Raw genomic sequence first — 16,696 nt, forward strand, 5'->3', positions numbered from 1 at the left:
TTTGACTTTGAACATTGTAATATTTTATTTTATTCCACATAGAGAATTAAAATCACAAATTCGGCAGAATTTTTTTCTGTCTTGTGTGGGACTGAATGGCACATTCGGGTTTTTTATTTCTTCAATTAGCGTTTTTATAACAAATTTTAATTTTTCAATTTCGTCTGTGATATTTTTATTGTTGATCGGAGAATAAAAGGAGTCTGTATCATTAAGAAAGGATTTTCCAAGTAAAAAATACTTTCCTTCGACTTTTTCAATTGATTTGTCAAAATTTTGTATATAAAGAAGCATGTAAATAGGTATTTGCAAACTTTTTACACTCTTATGCCAGTTTTCTCTTTCGTTTAAATCAATTTTTTCAAAGTTAATTTTCAAATTGTCATCATTTGAGGAAATCTTGTAATCAAGAATTACTGTTTTATCATCTACAGAATCTATCCTATCAATTTTCCCGCCAAATTTAGCACCAAATAGCTCTCCCTCAAGCCAAGTTTCAACTTGAAGAACAGTGATTTTATGCTTTTGGGACAATTTTTTATAAAAATCTACGATTTCTCTCATTTTCTTTAATATCTGATTTTTTATGAGATACGTCTTTCCGACCACAACTCCGCTAAATTTCTCATTAAAATATCTGTTAACAAGCACACCGATGTCATAGTCAAGATTTTTTTCTGAGAGCAGAACTCCAATTTTATCTGCAAAATAATTCCTAAGAATATCATGAACAATTGTGCCTATGTGGGAGCGATCCAAGTCTGTTGAGATTTGTTCTCTGGATTGAAGTCGCAAAATACTACCATAGTAGAATTTGAGTCCGCATTTTATATATTCATCAAGACTTGTTGGATAGAATACAAGATTTTCAATAATTTTCATGATTTCATCATTTTTATGTACTGGTAAAGGAATTGAGCTGTCAAGTTTAAGTCTGTAATTTCTCAAAACAATGATTTTATTTTCCTCATTGAATAGGCATTTTTTCTTTTTTTCAATTTCCCAGATAAGTTTTTCAATAAACCTTGACCTTTCTGTTTTTTCATCCCTCTTGTAAATAAGATGAACCTCCTTTGCTCCTTGAAGAAGTAGAGAGAAATAGTAAAACTGAAGATTTTCTCTATCCGATATTGTCGGAAGCCCAAGCTGTTTTCTTACAAAAAAAGGCATTATATAGTCCTCTGAAAGGTCTGGAAAAATCTCCTCATTCAGGTCAAGAAATATTACTCTTTCAAACTTGATGTTTCTTGTTTCAAGGAAACCTAAGATTTGCAATCCCTTAAGGGGTGTGCCTACAAATGGGTATTTTTCAGAAATAATAGCGTTCTGAAAGAGTGTGAAATAAGACTCAGTTCTTTGAAAACTGAAGCTTCCAACAACAGATAAAGAGATTTCATCAAACACCTTAAGGAATCTCTCTACATAGGGAATAAAATATGGATGATAATAGGCGGTGCTGTGATTTTTTATAAAAATTAGGGTTTCTAAGCATTTCCTTGCAAAGTCTGCGATATTGTCAATTTTAAGAAATTTGCGGATTGTTTGCTCATGGATATTTCTCAAATGGTTTTTTATGTCATGTTCTTGTATACCTGTTATTTTTTCAATTTTTGAAGGCAAAGTATTTTCAATCCATTCAATGGAGACAAAACTTATATTTTCATCGGCAAAAAAATCTTCAATGGCATGAATGATTATTCTACCTGTTTCAGCTGAGCCTTGAAAGAGTATATTTTTTGTATAGGGGTGAAGCATGAAATTAAGATAGGCAGGAATATAAATGTTTTCGTTCTCCATAGTCTTAATAACTTCAAAAAGTTCATTAAAAAAGGCATAAATTGGCGTCCTTGTAAGCGGATAACCCATTGAGATGTTGTATTTTTTCTCATCCATAAATGGAATTCCGAATCTCAAAAGAGGAAAAAGCTTATCAGAGGAGGGTAGCACAATGACTGTTTTTTCATTAAGCAATTGAGGATTTTCCGAATGCCATCCATTTATAATTTCTCCAGCAATTTTTACCTGTCCGTGATCATCAGAACAGCTATAGATCTTTATTTTTTCCTCTTCAAAATCTTCAATTTTCTGACGCAGACAGTAAAAGCCTTCATGTTGACTGAATTTCTTAAATATTTCTCTTTCTGAGTTCGTCAAAGCGTAAAAACCAGCAAATACTATGCGTTTAAAGTTAAGATGAGAGATGATGTCTTCTTCTGCCACTGTTCTGTATCTTGAGGCTCGTGTTGAAAGATTATTGTTTTTTAAGTAACTGTAAAATCTTTCATAGATAGTGGAGAGGAACCTAAGATTTTCAGTTGATTTTATGATGCTACTGTCTATCAGAGTCTCCACATTTTTAAGGCTGTCAATAGATATCATTTCAATGTAAAGTTCCTCAAGCAGATTAAGAAATTTAAATCCGTATGAGATAAATCGGTCAAATTCAGAAAAAGGAGCAGGAAGCTCGTTTTTGCAAAGGCTGTATATAATACCAACTGCATCAATTCGCTCTATTGGCTTTGAAGCTGAAATCTTTTCAAAACAAATATTTATAAATTCATCCATTGAAAAAATGCGAGGGGGAATGAAAGAATTTTTGATTTTTTCAGATATTTTTTTTAAAAGATAATACTCAGGTCTTTTACCGGGAAAAACAATGAAATTCTCAGAGTAATCACCTTTGTCCTCTTCAATCATTTTGTATATTACTTCTGATAGGTCTTCTTCAGCCGCAACATTTATTATCTTTCCTTTGGGTATGGCATGAAGAAAGTTTATCTCAGATTGAGCCATTTTATCTCTCCTGAATCAATATAATAAATCATGCCTCTGACCGTTTTTGTTTTGTAAACTGAGGATACTAGTTCCATGTATTCTTTTATCTGCTTTTCATGTTCTGGTGTTTCTTTCCCTGTTTTATATTCAATAACCGTGACAGTATCCTCATCAATTACCAGCCTGTCAATTCTATGGATTTTGCCTTCCCTGTCTGCCATTTCAAATTCATTGAATACTTTTCTGTTGTCTTTAGGAAGAAAGAAAGAGAAAAGTTCTTCATTTTCAAATAGTTTTGCAAGCAACTCTCCAATTTGCTTTAATTTTTCACTATCAATGAGAATACTTTGATTTAAAAAATTAAGTCTTTCTCTAATCAAATCAATGGTAGATTCGTTATAATATTGAATTTCTGACAATATCCTGTGAATCAATTCCCCCCTTAATTTTTCCTCAATATGAACAGATTCATAGGATGGCTTTTCGTCGGTTATTCTGATGGATGGCTCAAAATCAAGCGTAATTCTCTGAGGTTTAAACTCTTTTTTATAAAAAGTTTTTTCGCCAAGAGTGAGGTTTGAGATTTCATGAAATACATTGAAAGGAAAATGCTTGCCCTGACTGTTAGATTTTTCATTACTTTTTAATCTGCATAGAATATAAAGCTCATCCTTAGCTCTTGTGAAGGCAACATAGAGCTTGTTCATATCATCAGCCAAATCATCAATTTTCTTTGCCTCTTTTATTTTTGCGATGGAATCGCAATTTTTAGCAATATTATCGCTAATCCTTACCAAATAAACCTGTTGTTCATTCTCATGTAAATAAAGTGATTCACTGTGATGTTTATGCCAGTCCAGATAAAAGATGACCACAGGAAAACCAAGTCCCTTTGCCTTATGCACTGTCATTACCTGTATAGCATCTATGTCTGAACCAACATTGATATTCCATATGTTACTGTCGTCTCCTTCAGTATTGACAAAATCAAGAAACTCTTTAAAGCTTCCAAAGCCTTTGCTTTCAAATTTCTGAACTACATCAAGCAATTTAACAAATGCGGACTCTTCGTCAGGGAAATTTTTAAATACAGCAAAAGTATCATATATATCACACAGCAGGTCATAAACAGGAAGATATCCAGCTTTTCTGAAAAGTCCATCAAATAATTTATCCCATAAGTCCCCAAATTCCTCTTTGAATGCCTTGTAAATTGGCGATTGACCTCTTTGTCTGAGCAAAAATGATTGAATTTGTTGGGATAAGTTGCATTCATCAGTGTTTATAAACCCTGAAGCTCTTTTCCTGAAAATATCACTAAGAAGAAATGTTGAGAAAGAGAAATCATCAATGGGGCTGTCAAGAAACCTGAAAAGATGAATAATTTCATCAAAGACCTTTCTTTTCCTTACATCAAGACTGCTATATGAGATAAATGGATATCCAAGTTCATTCAGAATAGCACTCAGATTGACAACTTCCTCATTTCTCCATGCAAGAACAGCAATATCTTTAAAAGAATAACCCCGACTGAGTATATCATCTATGGTTGTTTGAATATAGGCTTTTATATCATCCGTATCTTCTTGCTCCTCAAAATAAATATTGCGTAGCTCAACATATCCGCCTTCTTTGTTGCTTTTCTGTTTAAATTCATCAAGACCAGTAAGGGACATAGCATTTATGTAAGTTTCATCGGATTTTAGTTTTTCATTAAAGAAATATTCTACAAAATCAAGTATTTTTCTTCTTGAACGGTAATTAGTTTCAAGATTTTCCGATTTTTTTTGTGCTGAAGGAAAAACTTCGTTTTTCTCCATCTCTTTCATTATTCTGTAATCTGCGCCCCTAAAGGTGTATATTGCCTGCTTTGTATCCCCAACTACAAGAAGACTTCCACCCTCTGAAAGAGCATTTTCAATTAAAGGAGAGAGATTGCTCCACTGAATTGGCGAGGTGTCCTGAAATTCATCAATAAAATAATGTTTTATGGTCTCTCCAAGCCTAAAGTATATGTCAGGAACAAATGAAGGGATATAGTCACAAAGTTTTTTGTTAACATCTTCAATAAAAATCTTACTTTCGCTCTGCTTTATTTTTTCAAGAACATGCAGAAAGTCATTGAAAATATTATTGTATGGCAAGAAATAAGTAAAGGCATAATAGAAGAAGTATTCAGAACACAAATCCTTTATATCCTCCCAGATTTCTGATGCCTCGTCATAAAGTGGCTTTCTGTTTTTGTCGTCCTGTGAATATGCAAGGGGAATTTGTTTAATAGATTTTTCATATACTTCCAAAGGGTTATTAGTTTCAACTGCCTTTTTTAAAGATTCAATAAAAGAATGGCGTTTTTGAGCTACTATTAATTGATGTTTTTGGATAAAATCCAAAAATTGTTTAATTTTTTCAATAAGTTTGTCTCTGCAAACATCTTGCTTTGTTATAAATTCACTGACATCACAAAATTTTTTATTCAAAAGAGAGCTTTTGTCATATATGGTTTTGATATTTTTAAAAATATCCGAATGAGGTTGCCATATGTATCGCTTTCCTGTATTTTCACGAGAGATGATTTCAATTATCTTTTCAATATTTTTTGCCTTTTCTGTGCCTTCTCCGACATCTTTGAGATAAAAATCAAAGGCATAGTCAAGATAAAATTTATTTTCCATAAGAATATCAAAATCTGGATTATAACCAAAGTCTATGGCAGAGGCTTTAAAAATTGAGGTCATAAAGCTATCTATTGTTTTGACCTGAAAGTCAGAGTAGTTATTGATAAGTTTGTCAATCAGAATCTCAGCTGTTTTTTGAGGCTCAATATCAGGATATGTTTGCTTTACTGAGGCAACTGTTTCTTCATCATTAAAGTAAAGTTTTTTAAGTCGCTCAAGAATTTTTGTTTTCATCTCAAGGGCAGCATTGTTTGAAAAAGTAATGGCAAGGATTTTCTTTAAGGCATTTGCATCATTAGACATGCTAATGAGCAATTCAATAAATCTTTTTGTAAGCTCTGTTGTTTTTCCTGCTCCTGCAGAAGCTTTGATAATAGTGTATTCTGCCTGTGGAGGCATTGCCATAAGATTAACTTAACAGAGAACACAGTAATAGTTCAAATCCAGCTAAAAATGGCGATAGAAATTTAAAAATTGCTATAAACATTTGAATAAATATTTTCGTTTTAATTTGCGAGCAGTCCGAAGGATATAAAAAAATCTCTTCTCTCAATCTATGGAAAAAGGCGAGATTGCTTCGTCGCTATCGCTCCTCGCAATGACGAGGAGGGGATGCCTCGTGATGACTTCTATCCGTTACTCCAAACCAAAGGAATTGCGACCAATCCCAATGATACCCCTTCTGTAATCACGAGACTTGCGAAGCAACTTTTTCCCGTCATCACGAGGCTTGCAAAGCAACATTTTTCCGTCATCACGAGGCTTGCTTTAGCAAGCCGAAGTGATCTCTTTTTTTATGACGGGGATAGAAAGACGAGATTGCTTCGGGACTTCGTCCCTCGCAATGACGAGAAGGAAAGTCTTCGCAATGACGGGGCGGATGGGTCATTGCGAGGCATCCGTCAGGATGCCGAAGCAATCTCTGAAATCTCCACGTTATTGCTTGCAACAGGCGGGTTCGCTGTGTTGAGTTTCAATTTATTTTTCAAATCCTAAAGGACTAATTATTAATGTTCAATAATATAAAGAAAAATATAATACTCCTCAAATTCTACACGCATTAAAAATTGCAGAAAAAGTATCAGAAGAAATTAAATACATAAAAATTTGCTAGGAAACAAATGGATTAATGAATAAGTAAATGGTTATTTGGAATATACTTCTGAAATTTTTTCAAAAAATTCATCAAGGTCTCCATGAAAAACAAAATCAAAAACATCATCATAAGGTGTTTTATCCTTATTTACCAAAATTTTATATCCCTTCGCATAATTTACAAGGGTATTCGCAGGATATACCTGAAGAGAAGTACCTAAAACAAAAGTTAGCTCAGAATTTTCAATACATTTTATAGCTTTATCAAAATCTAAAATTGACTCACCAAAAAATACAACATTTGGTTTAATCAATCCACCGCATTCACATCGGGGCACATCATTTTCGGTTATTTCACTTTTCATTTGCTCCAGTGAAAAATATTTATCACAATTCAAACAATACGAATCCTTAATACTTCCATGAAGATGAATTACTTTTTTTGAACCTGCCTCTTCATGCAAAAGATCTATATTTTGAGTAACTATACATACATTATGGGTTTTCTCTATTTCAGCAAGAAATAAATGAGCTTTGGTGGGCTTAGCTTGCTCTAAAATTGGATAGAAGGCTCTTGCAAAATCATAAAAAGATTTTGGATTTAATAGAAAATAGTCAATATAAAAAATGTACTCAGGGAATAAACCTAAAGTATAAATTCCTTTGTCACTTCTAAAATCAGGAATTCCAGCATTTACAGATATTCCTGCACCAGTTAAAGCAGAAAATTTTTTTACAGATTTGATCAATTTTACAATTTCTTCAAACATAATTTTCGGATATATTTAATGCGATTTTAAACATTTAAAACTACTCATCAATTAATTAATTTTACCCTAAAGTGAAAGATTTTTACAGAAAACTTTATAGCTTTTGATTGCGAATATATTGAAGCAAACTCTTTGGAGATTGCTTCTGGTGCTATCGCACCTGAGTAATAACGAAAAATAGTGAAAATGTCGCCATCCGAAGGAGTGAAAACCGTTCGCAAAGGTAATTGAGATTCGCTCAATTTAGGTTATTTAAATTTTAATCTTTTAACTCAATTGGCTTGTCTCTGTTGACATCAACAATGCAGAGAAATCCAAATGGCTCGTCATAGGGGTTTGAAAGTTGGTGAACTTCATTGGGTGCGATGTATGCTATATCAAGATAATTCAATACTCTCTGCCTTTTTCCCAATCTAATTTTTCCCTTGCCCTTAATACAAATAACTAAATGGATATGATTATGATATTCCAATGAAGAACAACCACCCTGTGCAATTTCAAAATATCTGACCTCAAAGCTTGCAAACTCGCTTTTGAAAAGCGGAAATCTTACGATGTTAGCCCATGTTCCGTCATGATTTTTATAGGGAATGCTGTGTATACCCTCCCAGTTTTTATTTTTAAAGCGAATAATCTTACTCTTTTTGAAATTCTTATTTGCACTTATCTCGCAAAAAGAATTTTTTGCATCGTTTGTTTCTTTCATGATATAATTCTAACAAATTTTGCCTATTAGAATCTAAAGAGATTTTTTATAAAACATTGATTATTGAAATCAGTAGTTAGGAGCAGAGGTCGTTGCGATTTATGAGATTGCTTCCCAGTCATTCGGACTGCTCGCAATGACGAAGAAGGGGACAGCTTCGCGATGACAGAAAAAATAAAGGGATGCCTCGCAATGACTGAGAGGTAGGATGCTTTGCAATGACAAGTAGGGGAATGTCTTGCGATGAGGAAGAAGAGGAAATCCTCGCAATGATAAAAAAATATTACTATAAAGAGAATATCTTTGGAGGAGGGCGTGAGTTATGAACAAACTCAAGGAAATTTTTAACAATCTAACACTTGCCAAGAAGGTTTTTGTACTTTCGGTAGTTGCTATTTTAGCGGTTTATTCTGTTGTAGCTATTACAATTTTTCTGCAGACAAAATCAAAGATTGAGCACTACAATGTAGAAGCACTGAAGCGTGAAGTATCCCTTATTAAGGAACAGATTGCAGTGTTTGACACAGCAGCAAAGAACTCTGCTGACAAATTCATGCAGGTTTTTTTAAGTATATGCCCGCCTGTTCCTTCATCTATTAAGGCAGACAATTCAATTCCTGACAGATTTACAGCAATTACAGGTGGTTCTGTTGCAACTATTTTTGAAAGAAAAGGCGATGACTTCATAAGAATTGCAACTTCCCTTAAAAAAGAAGATGGCTCCCGTGCAGTAGGAACAGCACTTGACAGAGCACACCCTGCCTAACAGCCATTACTCAGAGGTGAGACTTATGTGGGTAAAGCAGTTTTATTTGGCAAAGACTACATGACAAAATATGTTCCTGTAAAAGATGGTTCAGGCAATGTAGTTGGAGTGCTTTTTATCGGATTTGACATAACTGATACAATGAAGCATTTTAAAGAGTTTATTCGTTCAATAAAAGTTGGAAAAACTGGTTATGTATTTGTTGCAGATGCTTCTGAGAAGAATAAGGGCATGTTAATAATACACCCAACACAGGAAGGTAAAAACATCCTTGAAAAAGATAAGGGTTCTGCCAAAAATATGTTTGAAAAGAAAGATGGAAAAGATAATGTTGTGAATATAAAATTAACCGATGGTTCTTCAACAAAAGATATGGTTGTATCATTTGCATACTACCCTGCATGGAATTGGTTAATAGCTGTTGGAATAGATGCAGACGAAATTGCATCTGAAGGAGCAGTTATAAGAAATACAATGTGGGCAGTAAACATTGTTGCTGCAATACTGGTAGCATTGCTTATACTCTTTGTAACGCAAAGGTCATTGAAACCAATTCCAGACATGGCAGCAAAGCTTGAAGAAGTTGCAAAAGGAGATTTCAGCCGTGTAGGTTTTGGTAAAGGATATAGACAAAGAGGAGATGAAATAGGACTTATCGCAAAAAGTGTAATTAAAGTTGAAGAGTTTACTCAGTCATTAGTAAGGGAAATAAAAAAGACAATAACGATGGTGCAATCAGTAATTGGTGCATTGGAGCAAAACATAGCAAATGTAAAAGCAAAGGCAGATGAGCAGACCTCTCAAGCCCATCAGATAGCCACTGCTGCAGAGGAAATGTCACAAACCATAACAGATATTGCAAAGAATGCAGCACAGGCATCAGACCTTGCAACGGAGTCTCGCAATGTATCTCAGGAAGGAGTAACGCTTTCAGATAATGCTATGAAGACAGTTCAGTCTGCAAACAAATCAACAGTAGAGCTTAAAAAGACAATTAATGCACTAAACGAAAGAGTGGAGGAAATTGGAGACATTATTACAGTAATCAAAGACATAGCAGACCAGACAAACCTACTTGCATTGAATGCTGCAATTGAGGCAGCAAGAGCAGGAGAGCAGGGAAGAGGATTTGCGGTTGTTGCAGATGAGGTAAGAAAGCTTGCTGAACGGACAATTAAAGCAACAGATGAGATAGCAGGCAAAATCACCGCAGTTCAGACAGAGTCCCGTGATTCTCTTAAAAACATGGATGCAGCATCCCATGAAGTAGCAGAGGCATTAAAAGCACTTAATGAAGTAAAGAAAGCACTGAACAGAATTGCTGAATACTCACAGAAAGTAAAAGACTCAATTACACAGATTGCAACAGCAACTGAGGAGCAATCCTCTGCCAGTGAGGAAGTAGCGAGACGGGCAGAAAATTCAAGTTTACTTTCCCAAAATGTAAAAGAGACAACAGAACAAGTTGTTGCAGAAGTTGAAAATCTCAATAATATTATAAGAAAGCTTACAGACTTAATAAAAGGCGTAAGGGCATAATTGAAAGTAGCTAAGCTTTATAAATTTGGTGATATACGAATTGAAAATATACCCATACCAGAGCCTCAAGAAAATGAGGCTCTGGTGCGGGTTAAGGCTTGTGGAATATGTTCGGGCGATGTAATGCCATGGTATATTGAAAAAAAAGCTCCTCTTGTTCTTGGTCATGAGATTTCTGGAGAGATTGTAAAAATTGGTGAAAAAGCGAAAAAAGAAATATCTCTTAAAGAAGGTGATCGGGTTGTAGTTCATCATCATGCTCCTTGTATGGAATGTTTCCATTGCAAAAGAGGTGATTATGTGCAATGTAAAACATGGAAAAGCTCAAAAATTATTCCCGGTGGCATGGCAGAGTATATTGTTTTGCCATACGAAAATCTCAAAAATGACACATTAAAAATTCCCGACTCTCTCTCTTTTGAACAGGCATCTTTAACTGAGCCAACAGCTTGTGTGGTTAAGTCATTAAAAAGAGCAGGACTCAAAAAAGGAGATACATTGCTTGTTATTGGACTTGGAGTAATGGGACAAATTCATATTATGCTTGGCAGGGAATTTGGTGCTAATAAAATTATTGGTGCGGATATGGTTCCTTTCAGAGTTGAACGGGCACTCCTTGCAGGAGCAGATTATGTCATAGATGTTTCAAAGGAAGAAATCTATCAAAGATTAAAAGAGCTTACAGACGGATTGATGGCACAGGCAGTTATAGTAGGACCCGGTAAAGTAGATTTAATTTCACAATCATTAAAACTCGTCTCCCCCGGTGGCACGATTGTTATTTTTACCCCTACTCCACCTCAGGAAAGACTTACTCTTTCTGTAAATGACTTATACTTCAATGACATAACCATCACCACCAGTTATTCCTGTGGTCCTGATGATATGAAAAAGGCTCTCTCATTTATAGAAAAAGCAACAGTAAAGAGCGATTTACTTATAACTCACAGATTTTCAATAGATAAAGTCAAAGAAGCTTATGAAATAACAGCCCGCGCAGAAAACTCATTAAAATGCATGATACTTTTCTGAGTTATTTGTCTTTATATTTTTCGTATAATTAAACACTTTAAATATGCTGTCTCTGGCATTGACAAAAGCACAGGATGGTCTTTGCTTTGAGTGCCTTTGTATATGCAAATTCCTGCTTTTCTATTACGCAAAAATGCCTCTTTAACTATTTCTGAAAAATCCATTTCAGATATATGTTGAGAGCAGGATGAAGTCACTAAAATACCATTTTTCTTCAAAAGTCTAACGCACATAAGATTTAGATTTAAATAACCTTCAATTGCATCCCTTTTTTCTGACCTTGATTTTACAAATGCTGGAGGGTCTGCAATAATAAAATCATATTTGTTACCCTTTTTTATTTCCCATTTAAGATAATCAAAGGCGTCTGCTTTTATGAATTTACATCTATCTGAAAGATTATTAATTTCTGCATTCTTTTTTGCAAGTTCTATAGCCCTATCTGAGCTGTCTATTCCTGTTACTAAAGCTCCTCTCTTTGCCAGATGCACACTCCATGCACCAAGATAGCAGAAAAGGTCAAGTCCTTCACCTGAGTTTATTATTTGCTTTAAATATAGTCGGTTTTCCCTTTGATCAAGAAAAAAGCCTGTTTTTTGCCCATGAATAGGGTCTATGATAAATCTGACATCATCTTCATTTATGATGGGCAGTTCGTCTATATTTCCTTTTACGATTTTTCTTTCAATCTCAAGTCCTTCCTTCAATCTTGCCTGCGAGTCATTTTTGAGAATTATAGTCTCTGGGGTGTATATTTCATCAAGAATGTTTAAGATCTTATCTTTTAACCTTTCCATACCAGCAGTTGAAATCTGAATCACAAGACAATTTTCATATTTATCAACTATAAGCCCTGGCAGTAAATCAGATTCACTGAAAACAGCTCTGTAGCTTCCCTTTAGTCCTAAAAATTCCTCCCGATACTGGATGCATTTCTGAATTCTTTTTTTCAAAAATTCATCGTCTATTTTTTCATCGTGAAAACTCAAGAGCCTGATTGAAATTACTGATTTTGGATTGATGTAGCCTGTGCCAATGATTTTTTCCCTTTTGTATTCATAGACTTTGACAATGCTTCCAGGCTCAATATTTTCTACATCAGAGACTATTTCGTTTTTGTAAATCCAAAGACTACCAAATCTCTTTTGAGGCTTTATAAATATTTTCTCCATGAAGGTTAATTTGAAAGAATTTAGAATAAAAAGTCAAGAAAAATTTTTCGTATTAATCCAATACAGTTCTTAGTTTCTGTGCAAGTTCCTGAAGAGTGAAAGGTTTTTTAAGCAGATATAATTCTCCAACATGAAGGTTTAACTGCTCCTGTGAATAGCCCGACATGTATAAAACTTTGGCTCTTGGTGAAATCTTTCTTATTGCCTTGACTAATTCAACTCCGCTCATCTTTGGCATCACCACATCTGTAAGTATTATGTCTATCTCATTTGCTTTTTCTTTAAATATGGAGAGAGCCTCTTCAGCATCCTTTGCCTCATAAACTTTGTATCCAAGATTTCTTAGCATCTCTGAAGTCACTATTCTTGTCTCGTTGTTGTCTTCAACAACAAACACTGTTTCTTTTCCTTTTGGTATTTCCTGCGCATTATGCAAAGATTTTAGTTTTTCTGATTGTCCTTCAGTCAATGGCAGATATATTTTAAACGTTGTCCCTTTACCCTCTTCGCTGTAAACCCAGATATTTCCATTATGCTGTTTTACTATGCCATATACAGTTGCAAGACCTAATCCAGTGCCTCCTTGTTTTGTTGTAAAGAATGGCTCAAAACACTTCTCCATTACTTCCTTTGACATTCCAACTCCTGTGTCTGATACTTCAATTAAAGCATAATTGCCAGTTTTAGCTCCTATGTGCGCGCTTACATATTCATCTGTAAGGGTTACCGCTGAGGTTTTAATTGTAAGCTTGCCTCCATTTGGCATCGCATCCCTTGCATTTACAGCAAGATTCATGATTACCTGTTCAATCTGTGAGATGTCGCACTTGACTGCTAAAGGCTCACCGTATAGGTCAAAATGTAGCTCAATGTCCTCACCCATAAGCCTTTCAATCATCCGCTTAAGTTCCGCGATTACTTCGTTTATATTTACTATTCTTAGCTCAAAATCCTGTTTTCTACTGAATGCAAGTATTTTTCTTGTGAGAGCTGCTGCTTTGTCAGAGGCTTCAATTATTGCTTCAATTCTTGTCCTCAGGGGGTCATCGTCATGCATTTTCATAAGTGCAAGTTGCGCATTTCCTCTAATGGCAACGAGAATGTTGTTAAAGTCATGGGCTATTCCACCTGCGAGTCTTCCAATTGCCTCAAGCTTTTGAAGCTGATTAATCTGCCTTTGAAGTTCTGCTTTTTCCTCTTCTGCTTTTATCACATCTGTTATATCAATGGCTATCTCAAATCTAGCTGGTCTTTCATCTGTCCATGTTATAATTCTGTCAATTATTTCATAATATCGCTTTAAAATTGGATTGTAATATGTCCATTTGTAAGGCTTGCCTGCAAGTTTAAGTATTATTTCATTTGTGCAGAATTCACATGGCTGGTCTTTGCCCTGAAGCTCCACATAACATAGTTTGCCTACCAAATCCTTGCCAAAAAGCTCTTTTGTATACTTATTGGCATATAAAATCTCATGGGTAAAGGGATCAGAGATGTATATGATAAAGTCTATGCTGTCAAATATTGAAAGAAGTTGATTTCTTTCATTCTCTAAAGCCTCTAATGCTCTCTTTTCCTTTGTAATATCAACTACAACAGAAAATAATCCTTCTTCAATATTTTCTTTGTCAAGAGGTTTTGTAAATAGCTTTACCCAAATTTTTCTTCCATCTTTTCTGAGCCACTCAATCTCATGGTCAATAAATCCTTTTTCAAAAAGCTGTTTAAGACGTTCCTCGCCAACTCCTTCATAGTGTTTTCTTTCCTTGTAGAAAATACTTGTATTCTTCCCTCTTATCTCTTCAGCTGAGTATCCTACCATGTTTAAAAAAGCCTCGTTGAAGTCTAATATATCTCTATCTATTGTATGGACTAAAACTCCAACGATCATGTTGTTGTATATTCTTTGTAGCTTCTGCGAAGTTTCATACAATTCTGAAAATGTATCATGAACAACCTCTAAATTATGAAAAATTCTTTGAAGCCTTGCTGTGGAGAAGTCTTCTTTTAAAATATCTTCCGGTGAGAAATGATAAAAGTTATGGTAAAACCTGCCTTGTCTTAAAATAAAGGGATGAAGTCTTAAAGCTATGTTAAGAAAATCCTTATCTGAGCTTGAAAAGCTATAACCACAGATTACACTAATCGGATAGGCTCTTACTAATTCTTCTACAGTCAAGAAGCAATCAATAATGTCCTTTTCATTCACAAAAATAAATCTTGTATCAATGAATACTCTAACAGGAAAAGTGTTTTCTCTATTTTCTAAGTAGTTTTTTATCTCATTGGATATGACATTAAAGTCTACTTTTTTGTCTTTTTTTAAAATCTACTCAATCCTGAAAATCTTAATCCGCCCACTCTCTTTTGAAAGCCTTTTTTTCAATTCATTATCACAATAAGCATCAGTAAAGATAAGGATATCTTCACTAAAATCCTCTGAAATTAAGTTTGTCAAAAGCTCATAAAACTCTTCTTCATCGTCATAAACAAAGCCAATATTCATTGAAGGCTTAATACTGCGAAGTATGTCATTTAAGGTTTTTAATCTTGATATTTTAGATACACTTACCAAATCAATATCTACAGACTTGGGTTGTATGATCACAGCTAATACTCCTTTATTAACTACTAATCAAAGATAAAGTCTTTTTCTTATCCAAACTAATCAAAGTATCTTTTTTAAATTTACATTTCCCTTCATTTCAAGATATTATTTTCTTTAAATCAATATCTGCTCCCAATACACCAATTAGTTTTCCATTTTTGTCAAAAATTGGAGTTGAAACTGTAAAACAATATGAATTAGTTGCAACGGAGATATAAATATCCGAGATGTAAGATGATTGTAACTCAACAGCCCTTACAAACCACTCCCTATTTGACCAATCCTCACCAAAACCTGTAGAGCCATACTGAGCTTTAAACTCCTCTCCAGATATATTGTCTGTTATCTGTCTTCCGTATTCATCAGTAACATATAGGAGTTCAAAGATATTGTAATTTTTGAATAAATCTCTCAGATAATTTTCCATTGTAAATCTGTGCATTGATTTGATTTCCTCAGAGTTAGCAGCTTCTTCAATAATTTTTTTAGCCATCTGATGGATACCTATTCTTACTTTTCCAATATCCAATATTTGTTCTTCAGAAAGTTTATGAAGGTTATCAGCACATTGGTTCAAACTTGAAGATGAAGACAATAGCTTTTTTATAAATTCGGATAAAACAACTACCGAATTTTCAACAACATTAGAAGTTTCTCTGAGCTGAAATGAAATTTCATCCAATTTCTTAGCATTTGAGGTAAGTTCACCGATAGGTTTTTCTACTGCATTCAGTTTTTCATTATTTTGAATCAAATTTTGCATAGTTTTCCCTACTTGCTCTTCAATTGACTTTATTCCTTTTGTAACTCTATCAATTAATTCAAATATGTCCTTTGTTTTTGAAGTAACATCCTTTGTTGCCTCCATTGTAACTTGTGCAAGTTTACCAACCTCTTGTGCTACAACCTCAAATCCTCTTCCATATTCTCCTGCATGAACAGCCTCAATTGATGCATTAATAGAGAGAAGCTTTGTTTTGTCAGCAATATCTTTTATTGTCGTTGCTAATTTTGATATTATCCTAATAGTCTCATCCATTTTTTTTGATGTTTCTGAAAGTAAAATTACCGCCTCTTTAACAGCCATCATACTTTCTTCAGTTTCAGTAAAACTACTTTTTACATCATTAATATTCTGGCTTAAAAAATTTATTCCTTCAAAATTTCTCCTTGAGAATGATGATACCTGCTCCACCACTCTATTGAGAATATGCATTTTACTTGAAGTCTCCTCTACACTGGATTTAATTTCTGAAGTTCCAGATAATAGTGTTTTTGTCTCATTTTCTATACATGGGACAAGCTCAATCAGTTTCACTGAATTTTCTAAAACTCTTTTTAGGGTTTCATTTCTTAAAAAATCTAACTCCCCCGTCCCATTTTTACCATTGTTTTGAGGTTTGAAAATTTTTAATACAGATAGCATAGCTCCCCTCCCAATTAATTTTTTATACGAACTAAATGATGAAAAAGCAAAGATTAACTAAACTGGCTTATTACAAAAAAAATGCCAAATTAAAAAATTTGAAAAATCAAAACGTTTTAAACATGAAAT

11 protein-coding genes and 1 pseudogene are annotated in these 16,696 nt (G+C 34.1%); 4 read left to right on the forward strand and 8 right to left on the reverse strand.

Annotated features, from left to right (window positions below):
* Positions 1 to 24 precede the first annotated feature (24 nt).
* Entirely contained in the window at positions 25 to 2,793 is a 2,769-nt protein-coding gene (locus tag ACYQ3P_RS11395; RefSeq protein WP_460177985.1) for a PD-(D/E)XK nuclease family protein, read from the reverse strand.
* Positions 2,775 to 5,858 (reverse strand): UvrD-helicase domain-containing protein, encoded by a 3,084-nt coding sequence (locus ACYQ3P_RS11400; RefSeq protein WP_460177986.1) that lies wholly within the window; start codon positions 5,856 to 5,858, stop codon positions 2,775 to 2,777. The genes ACYQ3P_RS11395 and ACYQ3P_RS11400 overlap by 19 nt, the downstream gene beginning before the upstream one ends.
* A gap of 207 nt (positions 5,859 to 6,065) precedes the next feature.
* Here ACYQ3P_RS11400 and ACYQ3P_RS11405 point away from each other — a divergent pair, with 207 nt between their 5' ends.
* Positions 6,066 to 6,449: a hypothetical protein gene (locus ACYQ3P_RS11405; protein WP_460177987.1), complete on the forward strand. Its 384-nt coding sequence runs from the start codon at positions 6,066 to 6,068 to the stop codon at positions 6,447 to 6,449.
* Between the two features lie 149 nt (positions 6,450 to 6,598).
* On the opposite strand, the gene ACYQ3P_RS11410 is transcribed toward ACYQ3P_RS11405, so the two are convergent.
* Positions 6,599 to 7,318 (reverse strand): SIR2 family NAD-dependent protein deacylase, encoded by a 720-nt coding sequence (locus ACYQ3P_RS11410; RefSeq protein ID WP_460177988.1) that lies wholly within the window; start codon positions 7,316 to 7,318, stop codon positions 6,599 to 6,601.
* A 259-nt stretch (positions 7,319 to 7,577) separates the two neighbouring features.
* Positions 7,578 to 8,024: a cupin domain-containing protein gene (locus tag ACYQ3P_RS11415; RefSeq protein WP_460177989.1), complete on the reverse strand. Its 447-nt coding sequence runs from the start codon at positions 8,022 to 8,024 to the stop codon at positions 7,578 to 7,580.
* A gap of 553 nt (positions 8,025 to 8,577) precedes the next feature.
* On the opposite strand from ACYQ3P_RS11415, the pseudogene ACYQ3P_RS11420 reads away from it, so the two are divergent.
* The 3 genes and pseudogenes from ACYQ3P_RS11420 to ACYQ3P_RS11430 form a co-directional block, all read left to right on the forward strand.
* Positions 8,578 to 9,237 (forward strand): annotated as a pseudogene (locus ACYQ3P_RS11420) (Cache 3/Cache 2 fusion domain-containing protein); the annotation flags it as partial.
* A gap of 495 nt (positions 9,238 to 9,732) precedes the next feature.
* Positions 9,733 to 10,329: a methyl-accepting chemotaxis protein gene (locus tag ACYQ3P_RS11425; RefSeq protein ID WP_460178091.1), complete on the forward strand. Its 597-nt coding sequence runs from the start codon at positions 9,733 to 9,735 to the stop codon at positions 10,327 to 10,329.
* Positions 10,330 to 11,361, forward strand: coding sequence for a zinc-dependent dehydrogenase (locus ACYQ3P_RS11430; protein WP_460177990.1), 1,032 nt, complete (start codon positions 10,330 to 10,332; stop codon positions 11,359 to 11,361).
* An 11-nt stretch (positions 11,362 to 11,372) separates the two neighbouring features.
* Here the strand turns inward: ACYQ3P_RS11430 and ACYQ3P_RS11435 are convergent, their stop codons facing one another.
* From ACYQ3P_RS11435 to ACYQ3P_RS11450, 4 genes are all read right to left on the reverse strand, one after another.
* Positions 11,373 to 12,533, reverse strand: a complete 1,161-nt coding sequence (locus tag ACYQ3P_RS11435; RefSeq protein ID WP_460177991.1) for a class I SAM-dependent rRNA methyltransferase — start codon at positions 12,531 to 12,533, stop codon at positions 11,373 to 11,375.
* A gap of 52 nt (positions 12,534 to 12,585) precedes the next feature.
* A complete protein-coding gene (locus ACYQ3P_RS11440) occupies positions 12,586 to 14,742 on the reverse strand; it encodes an ATP-binding protein (RefSeq protein ID WP_460177992.1) in 2,157 nt (718 codons plus the stop codon).
* A 120-nt stretch (positions 14,743 to 14,862) separates the two neighbouring features.
* A complete protein-coding gene (locus tag ACYQ3P_RS11445) occupies positions 14,863 to 15,141 on the reverse strand; it encodes a hypothetical protein (protein ID WP_460177993.1) in 279 nt (92 codons plus the stop codon).
* 97 nt (positions 15,142 to 15,238) lie between these two features.
* On the reverse strand, positions 15,239 to 16,567 hold the full coding sequence (locus tag ACYQ3P_RS11450) for a methyl-accepting chemotaxis protein (protein WP_460177994.1): 1,329 nt from the start codon (positions 16,565 to 16,567) through the stop codon (positions 15,239 to 15,241).
* Positions 16,568 to 16,696: the final 129 nt, after the last annotated feature.

The sequence above is a fragment of the Thermodesulfovibrio hydrogeniphilus genome, from assembly GCF_054657355.1.